This window comes from Humidesulfovibrio sp. (assembly GCF_031082295.1).
Taxonomy (GTDB): Bacteria; Desulfobacterota; Desulfovibrionia; order Desulfovibrionales; family Desulfovibrionaceae; genus Humidesulfovibrio.
The window spans coordinates 44,260-56,769 of sequence record NZ_JAVHLD010000017.1 but is presented as its reverse complement, the minus strand read 5'-3'; the positions used below and the strand labels follow the sequence as shown (position 1 = coordinate 56,769).

The 12,510-nt window shown below is 65.9% G+C and carries 18 protein-coding genes and 1 pseudogene; 11 read left to right on the top strand and 8 right to left on the bottom strand.

Annotated elements, in window-relative coordinates:
* Positions 1–108: 108 nt before the first annotated feature.
* On the bottom strand, positions 109–288 hold the full coding sequence (locus RDU24_RS10320; RefSeq protein ID WP_308735671.1) for a hypothetical protein: 180 nt from the start codon (positions 286–288) through the stop codon (positions 109–111).
* 202 nt (positions 289–490) lie between these two features.
* Here RDU24_RS10320 and RDU24_RS10315 point away from each other — a divergent pair, with 202 nt between their 5' ends.
* From RDU24_RS10315 to RDU24_RS10275, 9 genes and pseudogenes are all read left to right on the top strand, one after another.
* On the top strand, positions 491–1,420 hold the full coding sequence (locus RDU24_RS10315) for a LysR family transcriptional regulator (protein ID WP_308735670.1): 930 nt from the start codon (positions 491–493) through the stop codon (positions 1,418–1,420).
* Positions 1,421–1,507: 87 nt separating this feature from the next.
* Positions 1,508–1,987, top strand: coding sequence for a GNAT family N-acetyltransferase (locus RDU24_RS10310; RefSeq protein WP_308735669.1), 480 nt, complete (start codon positions 1,508–1,510; stop codon positions 1,985–1,987).
* Positions 1,987–2,829 carry a 3-keto-5-aminohexanoate cleavage protein gene (locus RDU24_RS10305; RefSeq protein WP_308735668.1) on the top strand — a complete coding sequence of 281 codons (843 nt, stop codon included), beginning with the start codon at positions 1,987–1,989 and terminating at the stop codon, positions 2,827–2,829. The genes RDU24_RS10310 and RDU24_RS10305 overlap by 1 nt, the downstream gene beginning before the upstream one ends.
* A complete protein-coding gene (locus RDU24_RS10300; RefSeq protein ID WP_308735667.1) occupies positions 2,826–3,482 on the top strand; it encodes a hypothetical protein in 657 nt (218 codons plus the stop codon). Before RDU24_RS10305 ends, RDU24_RS10300 begins: the two co-directional genes overlap by 4 nt.
* A gap of 56 nt (positions 3,483–3,538) precedes the next feature.
* On the top strand, positions 3,539–3,913 hold the full coding sequence (locus RDU24_RS10295; RefSeq protein WP_308735666.1) for a hydrogenase maturation nickel metallochaperone HypA/HybF: 375 nt from the start codon (positions 3,539–3,541) through the stop codon (positions 3,911–3,913).
* A 13-nt stretch (positions 3,914–3,926) separates the two neighbouring features.
* The gene (hypB, locus tag RDU24_RS10290) at positions 3,927–4,586 is read left to right on the top strand and encodes a hydrogenase nickel incorporation protein HypB (protein ID WP_308735665.1); all 660 of its coding nucleotides are present in this window, start codon (positions 3,927–3,929) and stop codon (positions 4,584–4,586) included.
* Between the two features lie 6 nt (positions 4,587–4,592).
* Positions 4,593–5,060, top strand: a complete 468-nt coding sequence (locus RDU24_RS10285) for a hypothetical protein (protein WP_308735664.1) — start codon at positions 4,593–4,595, stop codon at positions 5,058–5,060.
* A gap of 119 nt (positions 5,061–5,179) precedes the next feature.
* Complete coding sequence (locus RDU24_RS10280; RefSeq protein WP_308735663.1) at positions 5,180–6,055, top strand: Mrp/NBP35 family ATP-binding protein; 876 nt, start codon at positions 5,180–5,182, stop codon at positions 6,053–6,055.
* A gap of 83 nt (positions 6,056–6,138) precedes the next feature.
* Positions 6,139–7,140: pseudogene (locus RDU24_RS10275) on the top strand (acyltransferase family protein); the annotation flags it as partial.
* A 20-nt stretch (positions 7,141–7,160) separates the two neighbouring features.
* Here the strand turns inward: RDU24_RS10275 and RDU24_RS10270 are convergent.
* The gene (locus RDU24_RS10270; protein ID WP_308735662.1) at positions 7,161–7,694 is read right to left on the bottom strand and encodes a winged helix-turn-helix transcriptional regulator; all 534 of its coding nucleotides are present in this window, start codon (positions 7,692–7,694) and stop codon (positions 7,161–7,163) included.
* A 131-nt stretch (positions 7,695–7,825) separates the two neighbouring features.
* Here RDU24_RS10270 and RDU24_RS10265 point away from each other — a divergent pair, with 131 nt between their 5' ends.
* Positions 7,826–8,437, top strand: coding sequence for a flavodoxin family protein (locus RDU24_RS10265; protein ID WP_308735661.1), 612 nt, complete (start codon positions 7,826–7,828; stop codon positions 8,435–8,437).
* A 10-nt stretch (positions 8,438–8,447) separates the two neighbouring features.
* On the opposite strand, the gene RDU24_RS10260 is transcribed toward RDU24_RS10265, so the two are convergent.
* The 6 genes from RDU24_RS10260 to RDU24_RS10235 all read right to left on the bottom strand — a co-directional run bounded on the left by RDU24_RS10260 (position 8,448) and on the right by RDU24_RS10235 (position 11,893).
* Positions 8,448–8,870, bottom strand: a complete 423-nt coding sequence (locus tag RDU24_RS10260; RefSeq protein WP_308735660.1) for a bacteriohemerythrin — start codon at positions 8,868–8,870, stop codon at positions 8,448–8,450.
* 4 nt (positions 8,871–8,874) lie between these two features.
* Positions 8,875–9,513 carry an OmpA family protein gene (locus RDU24_RS10255; RefSeq protein ID WP_308735659.1) on the bottom strand — a complete coding sequence of 213 codons (639 nt, stop codon included), beginning with the start codon at positions 9,511–9,513 and terminating at the stop codon, positions 8,875–8,877.
* A gap of 90 nt (positions 9,514–9,603) precedes the next feature.
* A complete protein-coding gene (locus RDU24_RS10250; RefSeq protein WP_308735658.1) occupies positions 9,604–10,206 on the bottom strand; it encodes a hypothetical protein in 603 nt (200 codons plus the stop codon).
* Complete coding sequence (thrB, locus tag RDU24_RS10245) at positions 10,203–10,763, bottom strand: homoserine kinase (protein WP_308735657.1); 561 nt, start codon at positions 10,761–10,763, stop codon at positions 10,203–10,205. Before thrB ends, RDU24_RS10250 begins: the two co-directional genes overlap by 4 nt.
* A gap of 24 nt (positions 10,764–10,787) precedes the next feature.
* Positions 10,788–11,327 carry a bifunctional pyr operon transcriptional regulator/uracil phosphoribosyltransferase PyrR gene (pyrR, locus tag RDU24_RS10240; protein ID WP_308735656.1) on the bottom strand — a complete coding sequence of 180 codons (540 nt, stop codon included), beginning with the start codon at positions 11,325–11,327 and terminating at the stop codon, positions 10,788–10,790.
* Positions 11,327–11,893, bottom strand: a complete 567-nt coding sequence (locus RDU24_RS10235) for a TetR/AcrR family transcriptional regulator (RefSeq protein WP_308735655.1) — start codon at positions 11,891–11,893, stop codon at positions 11,327–11,329. The genes pyrR and RDU24_RS10235 overlap by 1 nt, the downstream gene beginning before the upstream one ends.
* Positions 11,894–12,073: 180 nt before the next feature.
* On the opposite strand from RDU24_RS10235, the gene RDU24_RS10230 reads away from it, so the two are divergent.
* Positions 12,074–12,412 (top strand): IscA/HesB family protein, encoded by a 339-nt coding sequence (locus RDU24_RS10230; RefSeq protein ID WP_308735654.1) that lies wholly within the window; start codon positions 12,074–12,076, stop codon positions 12,410–12,412.
* Positions 12,413–12,510 lie beyond the last annotated feature (98 nt).

The following is a 12,510-nucleotide window of genomic DNA, read 5'->3' as shown; positions in this document are numbered from 1 at the left end:
GTTTCAGGTTCCTCCTGAAACAGCCCTTTCGGCGTAATGGGGGTTCCAAGGGGCCTCAGGCCCCTTGGCCGCCGGAGGCGCTGACCGCTCAGACCGTCTCGGGCCGCCTTAGGCTCCCTGGCCCAGCAGTCGCGCCAGGGCGATGCCGGCGGCTACGGCCATGCTCATCCACAGCGCGGCCTTGGTGGCGCCTGCGGCGGCGCAGTCGTATTGCACGGCGGCCACGGGAGATTCCGGGGTCAGCAGGTAGCGTAGGAACCGAGCGACTTCAACGAGCATGGGAATCATGGCGGCCTCCTTGGTTTAATTGGGTTCTGGACGTTCCGGCAGGGTTCGTGGCATGAACGGGGGTGGCCACGCAGCCCTGTGAGGAGAGTCCTAGCAGTCTGTTTGCGCCGGGGTCCAATCGCAATGCCTGAACCGAGGGTTCAGGAATCGTGATGCCTCAAAGCCGTTTCGTTCAGGTAGTCCAGTGGCCGGAGGATTTGGGATGGAACTCTATCAGTTGCGCACGTTCGTGGCCGTGGCCGAGGAAGGCCATTTGACCCGCGCTGCGGAGAAGCTCTTCATCAGCCAGCCTGCGGTTTCAGCGCATGTGAAGGCTCTGGAGGAGGAGCTTGGCGTGGTGCTGTTCGTGCGCAGTGCGCGAGGCATGCAGCTCACGCGGGAGGGCCAGGCGCTCAAGGCCCAGGCCGAGGCGGCGCTCAGGAGCGTGGGCGAGCTGTTGTCCCAGGCGCGGTCCCTGCGGGAGAACCTGACCGGCGTGCTGCGCATCGCGCTGAACACCGACCCGGACCTGTTGCGCGTGCGCCAACTGGTGGACGCCCTGCGGGTGGCGCACCCGAAGCTTGAGGTGCACCTGCCCCAGAGCAGCAGCCACATCATTACCGAGGACGTGCGCGCAGGGCGGTTGGACGGAGGTTTCGCCTTCGTGGCCGAGCCGCTGCCTCCGGCCCTGGCCGGGGAGGTGGAGGCCATGAAGCTCGCCACCACTTCCTTGCACGTGGTGGCACCGGCCGCCTGGGCCGAGCGCCTCAAGAACGCTGGCTGGCAGGAGCTGGCCGAAGAATCCTGGGTCTGGTTTACCGACGCTTGTCCTTGCCGCGCGCTTTTGGAGCGCCAGCTCGGACCCTATACCAACGTCGTCAAGAAGGTCGCCACAACGGACTACGAGGGCACCCTCAAGGCGCTGGTGGCCAGCGGCGCGGGCCTGGGGCTGATGCACCACGACGAGGCTCGCGGCTGGGAGAAATGCGGTGACGTGTGCGTCTGGCCCCACGACAGCCTGCCCATCGACATCTGTTTCCTGTACCGCAAGGACCGCGCCGCCGACCCGGCCCTGTGCGCGGTGCTGGCCGCCCTGCGCCAGGTATGGGAGCTGGAGCAGCCCACAGCGTCCGACGCGCCAGGAGCCTGCTGAGCTTGGCCGGGCCTTGCCAACCCCGCCCCGCCTGCACTAGACTGGCCAGAGTCCCCCCATCTGTTTGTGTGTGAGTGGAGCGGTCCCATGACATCGAGCGACAGTGCCAACGCAGTGCTCATCGAGCCCGCCGCCCAAGCCGACTGGCCGGGCATTTTGGCTGTGCTTGAGACCGCCAACATGCACCACATCCCCTCGCCCGAGGTGCCGGAATTCGACCTCGCCTGCGCCTTTGTCGCGCGCCTGGACGGCAGGGTCGTCGGCGTGGCGGGCTACAAGGTGCTCTCCGCAGACCGCGCCAAAACCACGCTTCTGGCCGTGCTGCCAGAAGCCAGGCGCCACGGCATAGGGCGCCTCTTGCAGGAAAAGCGCATGGACGTGCTCTGCGGCATGGGCATCAAGACCTTGTCCACAAACTCCGACCGGCCCGAGACCATCGCCTGGTACGAGAAACACTTCGGCTACGTGCGCGTGGGTTCGCTGCCCAAGCTGCACCCCTTCGGGCACGAGGGCATTGCGGAGTGGACCACCCTTGAGACCGACCTGACCCGCTGGCGGAAAGTATAATGACTGCGGCTCCGGGTGTGTTCCTCATCAACGCCGCCCTGACGGGCATGGTGCCCACCCGCGCCGACACCCCTCATGTGCCGCTGACCCCGGACGAGATCATCGCCGACGCCGTGGCCTGCGTGGAGGCGGGCGCGAACATCCTGCACGTGCACGCCCGCGACGCCGCGGGCCGTCCCACCCACGACCCCGAGGTCTACGCGGACATCGTGGCGGGCATCCGCAGCCGGCGCCCGGAGGCCATCCTTTGCGTGTCCGCCAGCGGACGCGCCGGGGCCAGCCTGCCGGAGCGCGCCGCCGTGCTGGACCTGGATGGCTTGGCGAAGCCGGACATGGCCAGCCTGACGCTCGGGTCCTTCAATTTCAGGCGCGAGGCCAACATCAACGAGCCGGACACCATCCTGGCCCTGGCCAGGAAGATGCGCGAGCGGGGCATCCGGCCCGAGCTGGAGGTCTTCGACACGGGCATGGTGGCGACCCTGCGCCATCTCGAACGCAAGGGCGAGCTTTCCGGGCCGTTGTACGTGAACCTCATCCTCGGCGGGGTGAACACGGCCCAGGGCAGCCTGCCGGAGCTCTGCCACCTGGCCTCCCTGCTGCCGGAGTCCGCGCTCTGGGCTGCCGGGGGCGTGGGGCGCGCGCAGCTGCCCATGAACCTCGCGGCGCTTCTGATGGGCGGGCATGTGCGCCTGGGAGTGGAGGACGCCATCTGGTTCGACCGGGAGCGGACCGTGCCGGCGCGCAATGTGGATTTGATCCTGCGGGTGCGTGAAATGGCGGCGCGCCTGGAGCTTCGACCTGCAACCTGCGCCGAGGCGCGCAGCCTTCTGGAGCTGTCATGAAAGGTGTCATCCTCTGCATGTATTCCGGCGGGCTGGACTCGGCGGGCATGCTCCATTTCCTGCTGACCAAGGAAGAGTACCGGGACTACGCCGTGCATGTGCACCACATGCACCTGGTGAACCCGGAGAACCGCGCCCTGGTGGAGCATGCCGCCACCCTGGGCGCCATGGAGCACCTGCGCAAGAGCGGCTACCGGGAGTTCAGCTATTCCGAGAGCCTGCACCGCTACCCGGCCTTCAACCAGCAGATCATCTGGGACGCAGACCTCTGCGCCTTCATGGCCGGGAACATCTGCAACGCCACCCCGGACATCCGCTACGTGGCCCTGGGCCGCACAAAAACAGACATCGATGAGGCCGGGCATAACTTCCTGGCGCGCATGGCCCGGGCCCAGGAAATCTTCCGCGCGGTGAAGGCGCTGAACCAGAACCCTTCGGAGTACATCTTCCCGGTGGCCCAGTTGACCAAGCGCGAAGTTTGGGACGCGATCCCGCCGGAATTGCGCGCGCACACCTGGTCCTGCCGCAGGCCCATCTACGAGGGCAAGACCCGCGCCATCGCCTGCGGGCGGTGCATCAGCTGCAAGGCGCTGGGCATCCAGCCGCCGCCCCAGAAGGACGCCCCGGCCGCTCCGCCGGCTCCGGCTTCCTGAGGCTGCGCCGCTGTCGGCCTTGCCGCGCCCCGTCTTTTGCGCTATGCCCGAAACCCATGCATGAACTATCCCTGATCCAAAGCATGATCGACATCATCCGCGAAGAGCGGGTGAAGCACGGCATGGAGCGCATCATGCGCGTGCGCGTTGTCAATGGCGCGCTCTCCGGCGCTGTGTCCGACGCGCTCAGCTTCGGCTGGGAGTGTCTGACCCAGGAAGGCGAGCTCAAGGGCGTGGCGCTTGAGATCATCGACCAGCCCCTGCGCGTGGCCTGCGGCTCCTGCGGCCTGGAGTTCGAGCCAGAGGACAAGCAGTACATGCCTTGTCCGTCCTGCGAGGAGATCCTCGGGCACGACATCATCAGCGGCAAGGAACTCTACATCGAAGAAATCGAGGCCGACGTCCTTGACGACAAGGGCGGAGCGGCCTGAACTGGAGCGCATCATGTCCAAGACCGTGACCATCGTCCGCAATGTGCTGGAGGCCAATGAACGCCGCGCCGCCAGCCTCAAGGAATATTTCGACGGCAACAAGATTCTCTGCCTGAACCTCATGAGCAGCCCCGGCGCGGGCAAGACCAGCCTGCTCGAGCGCACCCTGGCCGACCTCAAGGGCGAGTTCAAGATGGCCGTCATCGAGGGCGACCTGCAGACCGACAACGACGCCCGGCGCGTGGCCGCCACCGGCGCCCAGGCCGTGCAGGTGAACACCGAGGGCGGCTGTCACCTGGACAGCTCCATGATTCAGGACGCCATCGCCGTCTTGGACATGAAGGACCTGGACATCCTGTTCATCGAGAACGTGGGCAACCTGGTTTGTCCGGCGGAGTTCAACCTGGGCGAGGACCACAAGGTCAGCATCCTGTCCGTCACCGAGGGCGATGACAAGCCGGAGAAATACCCGCTCATGTTCCACCTCTCTTCGGTGATGCTCCTGAACAAGACCGACCTCATGCCCTACGTGGACTTCAGCCTGGAGGCCGCCAGCGCCCACGCGAAGAAGCTCAACAAGGACATTGAGATCTTCCCCGTGGCCTGCCGCACGCAAGAGGGGCTGGAGCCCTGGTACGACTGGCTGCGCAAGGCCCGGGCCGGCAAGCGGTAGGCGACCATGACCAAGGCCACGCCCAAACTCGCCGTGCTCGTGAGCGGCCCATCGGAGGCCTCTGTGCGACGCCTGATGTCGCGCCACCTGAAGCCCAATTTCAACATGCAGCGCAACCAGTGGCGCGCGCTCTTCCGCGATGCCTATCCGCTGGTGATGCTTGGCCATGCGCTGCGCCAGGGCGAGGACGCCGAGGCTGTCTACGGCAAGCACGCCGGGGTCTCCGTGCTGGTGCTGCCCTGCCTGGACGAGAGCGTGCCGGGCTCCGGCTTTGGCGCCACGCGCGACTGGTGCAAGGCCAAGGGCTTCGATCCCGTGGCCCTGTTGCCGCTCAAGCCGTTCGGGCCGGAGTGCGACACCATCGACGCGCTGATGGACCTGGTGAACTTCGTCAACCTGCAGTGCCCCTGGCCCAGCGACGAGATCGAAGACCTGGACGACTACCTGGCCAAGTCCAACAAGCCCCTTTGGTAGCCAGACCGAACTCCGTTTGCCCAGTGTTTGACATGTCGCCGTCCGGCCTTGCCTTGCAGGCCTTGACCGCCTGTCCCATCAATTCCGCCGGGTTTTTCCGGTTCCTTAAGGAGATTTAAATGAGCAATTCCTGCAAAGGCTGCCCCTCGGCATCGAACTCCGGCGGCTGCTCTTCCGGGCACGACCCCAAGTCCTGCGGCGACAAGCCGGTGGACGAGAAGATCGCCAAGACCCTGGGCCGCATCAAGCACAAGATAGTGGTGCTCTCGGGCAAGGGCGGCGTGGGCAAAAGCACGGTGGCGACCAACATCGCCCTGGCCCTGGCCATGGCCGGAAAGAAGGTGGGCCTGCTCGACGTGGACATCCACGGCCCGAGCATTCCGCGCCTGCTCTCCCTCGGCGACGCGAAGCCGCATATCGAGCCGGACCACATGGAGCCCGTGCCCTACAGCAGCAACCTTTGGGTCATGTCCCTGGGCTTCCTCATCCCGGACAAGGAAACCGCGGTCATCTGGCGCGGCCCCATGAAGCTCGGCCTCATCAAGCAGTTCGTGCGCGACGTGACCTGGGGCGACCTCGACTACCTGGTCACCGACTGTCCCCCCGGCACCGGCGACGAGCCGCTTGCCGCGCTGCAGACCCTCGGCAAGGAGGCCCACGCCGTCATCGTGACCACCCCCCAGGGCGTGGCCGTGGACGACGTGCGCCGCAGCGTGACCTTCTGCAACCAGATGGGCAACCCGGTGCTCGGCATCGTGGAGAACATGAGCGGCTTCGTCTGCCCCACGTGCAACACCACCCACGACATCTTCAACGCCGGCGGCGGCGAGGCCCTGGCCAAGGAGATGGGCGTGCGTTTCCTGGGGCGCATCCCCATGGACCCGGAGGTCGTGCGCAGTGGCGACGAGGGCTACGCGTTCATGAAGGTCAAGGCCGATACCCCCACGGGCAAGGCCCTGCAGAAGATCGTCGAGCCCATCCTGGCCCTGGGATAGTAGAGGCGGGAATGACGTAAAGTCACGCACTGCGCGGCGCAGGGTTCAGGCCTTGCGCCGCGCTTGCGTTTTGGGAGGTGCGCATGGCGGAGGGCGCGAAATCCGGCGGCAGGCGGTACGATCAGGACTGGCTCACCGTGCTGGCCCTGGCCTGCGTGTTCCTGTTTCATTGCGGGCGCTTCATTGACGGCGACGACTGGCACGTGAAAAGCGTCGTTGCCACGGATGAACTGAGGCCGTTTATGCGCGCCGCGACGCTGTGGCTCATGCCGACGTTCTTCCTGCTTTCGGGCCAGAGCGCCTGGGCGTCCCTGCGCTCGCGCAGCCTGTGGACGCACCTGCGCGGGCGGCTGCTGCGCCTGGGCCTGCCTTTCGCCTTCGGCGCGCTGGTGATCAACTCGCCCCTGCAGGTGTGGATCGAGCGCGTGGGGCACGGAGCCTACGGCGGCACGTTCTGGGAGTTCTACCCGCACTACTATGACGGATTCTACGCCTTCGGCGGCAACTTCGCCTGGATGGGCCTGCACCTGTGGTACCTGGGGATGCTGCTGCTCTTCAGCCTGCTGGTCTGCCCGGTCCTCGTCCTGCTGCCCAGGCCCGGCCAGGACGCGCCGCAAGCGCCCGAACAGCCCGAGCCTTTCGCGCGGGGAGCACGGGGGCTGGCGCTGGCCCTCGGCTGGCTGCCGCTCTACGCGGTGGAACTCGCCGTCAGCGTCTCCCCGCATGGAATCGGCACGCGGATCTTTGGCGGCTGGAGCCCGCTCTCATATCTGACGATCTTCTGCCTGGGCTGCCTGATGGGGCGTACGGCCTGGGTCCGCGAGGAGCAGGAACGCCTGCGTTGGGCGCTATTGCCCGCAGGCCTGGCAACGGTGCTGGCGCTGCTTCTGGTGCCTGGGATGCTCGGCTCGCTTGTGTTGCGCTCGGCCGGATGCTGGCTCATCCTCATGGCGCTGCAGGGGCACGCGGCGCGCTGGCTGAACCGCGACACCCCCACCCTGGCCACCCTCCGCGAGGCCGCAATGCCCTTCTACATACTGCACCAGCCGGTCATCGTGAGCACGGGTTTCCTGCTGGCTTCCTGGCAGGCCCCGGTGGCGCTCGTCTACCTTGTGCTGGCCGCGTCGGCCGCTGGCGTCGTGGTGCCGCTCACTCTGCTGGCGGTGCACTCGGGGCCGTTTCGGCCACTGTTCGGGCTGCCGCTGGCGGCCAAGGCGGCCTCGGCGTAGCGGGGGTGCAGGGGGAGCGGTTTTTTGGGCTCGTAGTGTTCCCCGGGAGCGAGCTCCGGCCCGCCCTGGGCCTGCTCGTAGGCCATGCCCCAGGTGGCCATGTCCAGCAACAGCGGGTACAGGCCAAGTCCCATCGCGGTCAGCGAGTATTCCACTTTGGGCGGCACCTGCCGGTACACCTCGCGGTGGATGAGCCCATCGGCCTCCAGCTCGCGCAGCTGGCGGGTGAGCATGCGGTCGGTGATGTCGGGCATGGAACGCGAAAGGTCGCTGAAGCGAAGCACTCCTCCCGCGCCAAGGTGGTACAGGATGATGGGCTTCCACTTGCCGCCCATGACGAGCAGCGCCAGTTCGAAGTAGCAGCGGTAGCTCTTGTCCCCCAGGGTTTTTTGTCCGCAGCGTCCAGCCATGCTTCTGCCCCTCCATACTATACATTATGTTAGTACCTGACAAAATATTCAGTACTTGTCACAAGCGCAGGTAATGGGTATCCGCTAGTACTCCCGGCTTCGGGAGTCAACATCAAACTTGGAGAACGATCATGAAGGTCATCGCCATCAATGGTAGCCCGCGCAAGGGCGGCAACACGGAGCTTTTGCTCAAGACGGTGCTGGAGCCCCTGGAGGCCGCTGGGTGGAGCACAGAATTGTTGCAGATCGGCGGCAAGAGCATCCACGGCTGCCGGGCCTGCGGCAAGTGCTTCGAACTGCGAAACAAGCGTTGCGCCTTCGACAAGGATACCCTGAACGAGGTGTTGGAGAAGATGATCACCGCGGACGCCATTCTTCTCGGCTCACCGACCTACTTTACGGATGTTTCGGCTGAGATGAAGGCGCTCATTGACCGCGCAGGCGTGGTCTGCCTAGCCAACGGCTGCCTGCTGGCGGGAAAGGTGGGAGCGGCTGTGGTGGCAGTGCGTCGTGGGGGCGGCACCCACGTGCTCGACACTATGAACCATCTCTTTTTGATCCAGCAGATGGTTGTGCCTGGATCGACCTACTGGAACCTGGGTTATGGCATGGAGCCGGGCCAGGCGGCGGGAGACGCTGAGGGGCTGCGCAACATGCGCCAACTGGGGCGGGCCATCGCCTGGCTGGGCACGGCCATCGAGAAGGCCGGCCCCTACCCGGCGTTGCCATACGGCGTGGCCTAGGCGGGGACGGTCAAGAAAGGCTGGTGGCCTTGACGAAGGTCACCAGCTTGGCGTCTTCCGTGGACGTGTGGTCGTGGAACCAGGTCACCAGGAAGTCGAGCAGGTCCTCGTAGGGAGCCGCGTCGGACAGGCTGCGGTCCGTGAGGTCGTGGGTCTGCTGCACGAACTCCCGGTGCAGCGCGGCGTGGCGTTCCCGGTCAGGGTAGCCCACACGCTCCATCAAGGCCTCCTCGTCCCAGAAGTGCTCCTTGGCGAAGAGATACATGCTGGTCAGACAGCGCATCACCTGGGTCTCCCTGTCCGGTGAGTCCAGGTGGCTGTGCATCTCGTTGATGAGATCCACCAAGCCCTTGTGCTGCCTGTCGATGGTGGCGTCGCCCAGGGCCAGGTCATCGCTCCATGCAATCAGGGGCGCCCCGCGCTCGCTGCTCACGCGTCTAGTCCAGACGCTTGATGACGACGCGACGGTTCTTGGCGCGGCCCGCCTCGGCGTCGTTGCTGGCCACAGGCTGCGACTCGCCATAGCCCTTGGCCGTCACCCTGTCGGCCGATACGCCGTAGGACTTCACCAGCAGGTCACGGATATGCGCGGCGCGCTGCTCGGACAGGGTCTGGTTCGCGGCTTCAGAGCCCTGGGAGTCGGTGTGTCCGCCGATCTCGAAGACGGCTCCCGCCAGTGCCGGAGAACTGAGGGCCTTGCCCAGGGCGGCAAGCTGCTTCTTGGAGTGCTCGCCCGCCAGTTCTGCCGAGCCGGACTGGAAGTAGAGGTAGACCGTGACGGAAGGCTTCTCCGCCGGCGCTGTCTGGGCCATGTCCCGGCCTGGCTCCGCGCCCTTGTCCGCCTGGGGTGCGGCTTGCTGGGCCGGTTGCGCGGCCTGGGCCTTGTCATCGCCGACCTTGTTGATGCGGATGCCGCGGAAGCTGCGGGATTTGCCCGCTTCCGGCTCGGACTTCTTTTCCAACTGCTTCAGGATGTCATCGCTTGAGACCATGCCCCCGTCCTGGGCCCGGGCCAAGGACGGAGCCAGCAAAAGCAGGCACAGGGACGCCAGCATGAGGCGGGTGGTGGTGTTCATTGCGGTCCTCCCGTGGTTGTCAGCGCGAGGGCTGACGGACGTGGAGGGAACCATAGCATTCCCGCCCGGAAGCTGCCAAGGGGGGAGGCTTTAGATTTTAGGCGGCCCAAGCAGGATCATTTCCGCAATGGTCAGGTCCACGCGCGGCATCTTGGCCATGCGGTCCCGGCCGACCATGTCCATTTCCAGCCTGGCCAGTTCGGTCAGGAGCGGGGTGCGGTCGAGCAGCGCGGGTTCGCACGTCTTGCCCAGGGTCTGGGCGCGGTCGCAGCCGGGGAAGGCCGACTGCCCGCCACGGGGGCGGATGAGGATGTTGGGCACGCCGTGCAGGCGGCAAACCATGGGCCGGGCGTCGTAGAGGCCGCAGCGCAGTCCCTCGGGCGATTCCTGGGCCAGTGGACAGGGCACGCGGGGCCGCACGCCCGGCAGCAGGGGGTTCTGGTGGCGGCGTATCCAGTTCTCGGCGGCGTCCCTGATCTCGGCTTGACGGGCTGCGGGCAGCTTGCCGAGGCCGTCCCACAGGCCGACCCACTCCACGTAGGTGTGGTGCCGGAACATGGTCTCGCAGCAGCTGTCGGCGCAGCCCGCGCAGGAAAGCCCAATGGGCGTGGCCGCCGCGGCGTAGGCTTCGTCCATGCGCCGATACAGGTCGGCCAGTCGTTTCAGGGCGGCGGTCTTCTTGGCCTTGCTCATGCGTCCGGCTCCTGGGTCAGCCAGGCGTAGAGGGCTTCCACGTTGGCCATGCGGTCAGTTGTGTCGGTGGAGAGGGTATGGTCGGCGGCGGCCTCGTACAAGGGCTGGCGCTCGCGATACAGGTCTTCCCTGGTCAGGCCCGGCGCGATGGCCAGGCCCCGGTTTCCCGCATCGCCCACGCGCCCCAGGAAGGTCTCCAGGCTGATGGACAGGTGCACCACCGGCCCCAGGAGCTTCAGGCGCTCCATGGCGGCAGGGCCGTAGATGACGCTGCCGCCGGTGGAGATCACCGCGCGACGCACGCCGAGCATGGACACCAATGTCTCCTCGGCCTTGAGGAAGTCCGCCAGGCCCATGCCGTCCAGCAGCGCCTGCAGCGGCAGGCCGTAGTAGGACTCGATGAGCCGGTCGGTGTCCAGGTGCGCCCAGCCGAGCTTTTCGGCCAGCAGGCGGCCCAGGGTGGACTTGCCCGCCCCGGCCATGCCGATGAGGCTGACGCAGCCGGTCTCGACGAGGCGCGCGCCAGGGGTCGGATCGGAATCGAAGGAAACGTTCATGGCAGGGCCGGGGAGGTGAGAGGCTTAGGCCTTTGCGCGCAGGAGGACTTTGTCCTGCTCGTCGCGCTCGGCAACGAGCACGTCCACCCGCTCATGGCTGGCGGTATTGACGCGCTTGCCCACGTAGTCGGCCTGGATGGGCAGCTCGCGGTGCCCACGGTCGATGAGCACCAGCAGTTCCACGCGCCGGGGGCGGCCGAAGTCGAGGATGGCCTCCAGGGCGGCGCGGGTGGTGCGGCCGGAGTAGAGCACGTCGTCCACCAGGATGACGTTGGCGCCCTCGATGCCAGCTGGAATGTCCGTGCTGCTGATGGTCGGCGAGATGCCCAGGTTGCTCCAGTCGTCGCGGTAGAGATTGATGTCGAGCATGCCGAACAAGGTCGGGACGCTGAGTCGCGCGTCCAGAATCGCTTTCAGGCGCCGGGCAAGGTCCACGCCGCGGCGCTGCACGCCAACGAGCATAAGGGTCTCGTCCTCGCCCCGGCGCTCGATGACCTCAGAGGCCAGGCGCTCCAGGGTGCGGGCCATTTCCTTGGCCGTCATGATGGTGCGGGCGTCGCTCATTACTTGGCTCCGGCCTGGGTCAGGCTGCGGCGGCAGAACTCCACGGCTTCCTTGGAGAAATCATCGATCTCCGGCCAGTAGAGCTTGATGCGCATGAGCCCGAAGAACATGTTGGCCAGAATCAGGCCGGTGGGCTTCAGCGGGACTTCGATCAGGGTGCCGTCCTTGTGGCCGTGGGCCAGGAAGTCCTCGAACAGGGCGCGCATGCGCTCGATGAACCGGGCCATGGACCGGCGGGTGATGTCCAGAATGCTGTAGGTGCCGAGCACGATCTTGATGTCCGCCGCGTTGGCGTCGAGGAAGGTGAAGTGGCTCCCGAGCAGGTCGTCAAGCGACAGCGTGCCCTTGTCCATGCGTGCGCGGCAGGTCTCGGAGAGGGACTGGTACTTCTCGTCGAAGTCGTCCAGGATGTGCTGGAGGATGTCGTCCTTGCTCTCGAAGTGGCGGTAAATCGTGCCCTCCGAGATGTCCGCTCGCTTGGCCAGATTGGCCGTGGTCATCTTATGGAAGCCGACCTCGGAGATCATGTCCTTGGCGGTGGCTAGGATGAGATCCTTGGTGCTCATGGGAATCCTCATCGTATGGTGTTCGTTCAGGGGAGGCGGGTATTCGCTCCCCAAGGGATGGCATGTAGCCCAGAGCGGCCTAGCGGTCAACGGTCTACGTATGTTTGGCATTGCCCATTTGACAAAGCCGGACGGCGACATTATCTATCCTCCTTCCACCAACGTTCAAGGAGGCTTGTGATGGTTGAACTGACTGAAGCCGCCAAGACCCAGCTCGACGGGTACTTTGCGGACAAAGAGAAGACCCCGATTCGCGTCTTTATGGCGTCCGGGGGCTGAAGCGGCCCGAGACTGTCGCTGGCTCTGGATGAGCCGCGTGAGAACGACGACACCTACGACGTGATGGGCTACAGCTTTGTAGTGGAGCGGGCCCTCGGAGAGAAAACCGGCGCCATCCGCATCGACATGACGAGCTACGGCTTCTCTGTCGATTCGGAAAATCCCATGAACATGGGCGGCGGCGGATGCGGCGGCAGCTGCGGCAGCGGGGGAGCCTCCTCCGGCGGCTGTTCCTGCTAAGCTCACAATCCCCACGACGATCAAGGGCGGCGTTCCACGGAGCGCCGCCCTTTTTTTGCGGCGGCGTCCGGCAGCCTGGATGTTCACTGTGGCCAAGC

Excerpts from the sequence above, each read along its gene's own strand:
- RDU24_RS10255 (WP_308735659.1), bottom strand. The coding sequence starts at position 9,513 with ATGAACACCACCACCCGCCTCATGCTGGCGTCCCTGTGCCTGCTTTTG.
- RDU24_RS10285 (WP_308735664.1), top strand. The coding sequence starts at position 4,593 with ATGACCAAGGCCACGCCCAAACTCGCCGTGCTCGTGAGCGGCCCATCG.
- RDU24_RS10235 (WP_308735655.1), bottom strand. The coding sequence starts at position 11,893 with ATGAGCACCAAGGATCTCATCCTAGCCACCGCCAAGGACATGATCTCC.
- RDU24_RS10280 (WP_308735663.1), top strand. The coding sequence starts at position 5,180 with ATGAGCAATTCCTGCAAAGGCTGCCCCTCGGCATCGAACTCCGGCGGC.
- thrB (WP_308735657.1), bottom strand. The coding sequence starts at position 10,763 with ATGAACGTTTCCTTCGATTCCGATCCGACCCCTGGCGCGCGCCTCGTC.
- RDU24_RS10300 (WP_308735667.1), top strand. The coding sequence starts at position 2,826 with ATGAAAGGTGTCATCCTCTGCATGTATTCCGGCGGGCTGGACTCGGCG.
- RDU24_RS10310 (WP_308735669.1), top strand. The coding sequence starts at position 1,508 with ATGACATCGAGCGACAGTGCCAACGCAGTGCTCATCGAGCCCGCCGCC.
- RDU24_RS10295 (WP_308735666.1), top strand. The coding sequence starts at position 3,539 with ATGCATGAACTATCCCTGATCCAAAGCATGATCGACATCATCCGCGAA.
- RDU24_RS10305 (WP_308735668.1), top strand. The coding sequence starts at position 1,987 with ATGACTGCGGCTCCGGGTGTGTTCCTCATCAACGCCGCCCTGACGGGC.
- hypB (WP_308735665.1), top strand. The coding sequence starts at position 3,927 with ATGTCCAAGACCGTGACCATCGTCCGCAATGTGCTGGAGGCCAATGAA.
- RDU24_RS10265 (WP_308735661.1), top strand. The coding sequence starts at position 7,826 with ATGAAGGTCATCGCCATCAATGGTAGCCCGCGCAAGGGCGGCAACACG.
- RDU24_RS10250 (WP_308735658.1), bottom strand. The coding sequence starts at position 10,206 with ATGAGCAAGGCCAAGAAGACCGCCGCCCTGAAACGACTGGCCGACCTG.
- RDU24_RS10320 (WP_308735671.1), bottom strand. The coding sequence starts at position 288 with ATGATTCCCATGCTCGTTGAAGTCGCTCGGTTCCTACGCTACCTGCTG.
- RDU24_RS10270 (WP_308735662.1), bottom strand. The coding sequence starts at position 7,694 with ATGGCTGGACGCTGCGGACAAAAAACCCTGGGGGACAAGAGCTACCGC.
- RDU24_RS10315 (WP_308735670.1), top strand. The coding sequence starts at position 491 with ATGGAACTCTATCAGTTGCGCACGTTCGTGGCCGTGGCCGAGGAAGGC.
- pyrR (WP_308735656.1), bottom strand. The coding sequence starts at position 11,327 with ATGAGCGACGCCCGCACCATCATGACGGCCAAGGAAATGGCCCGCACC.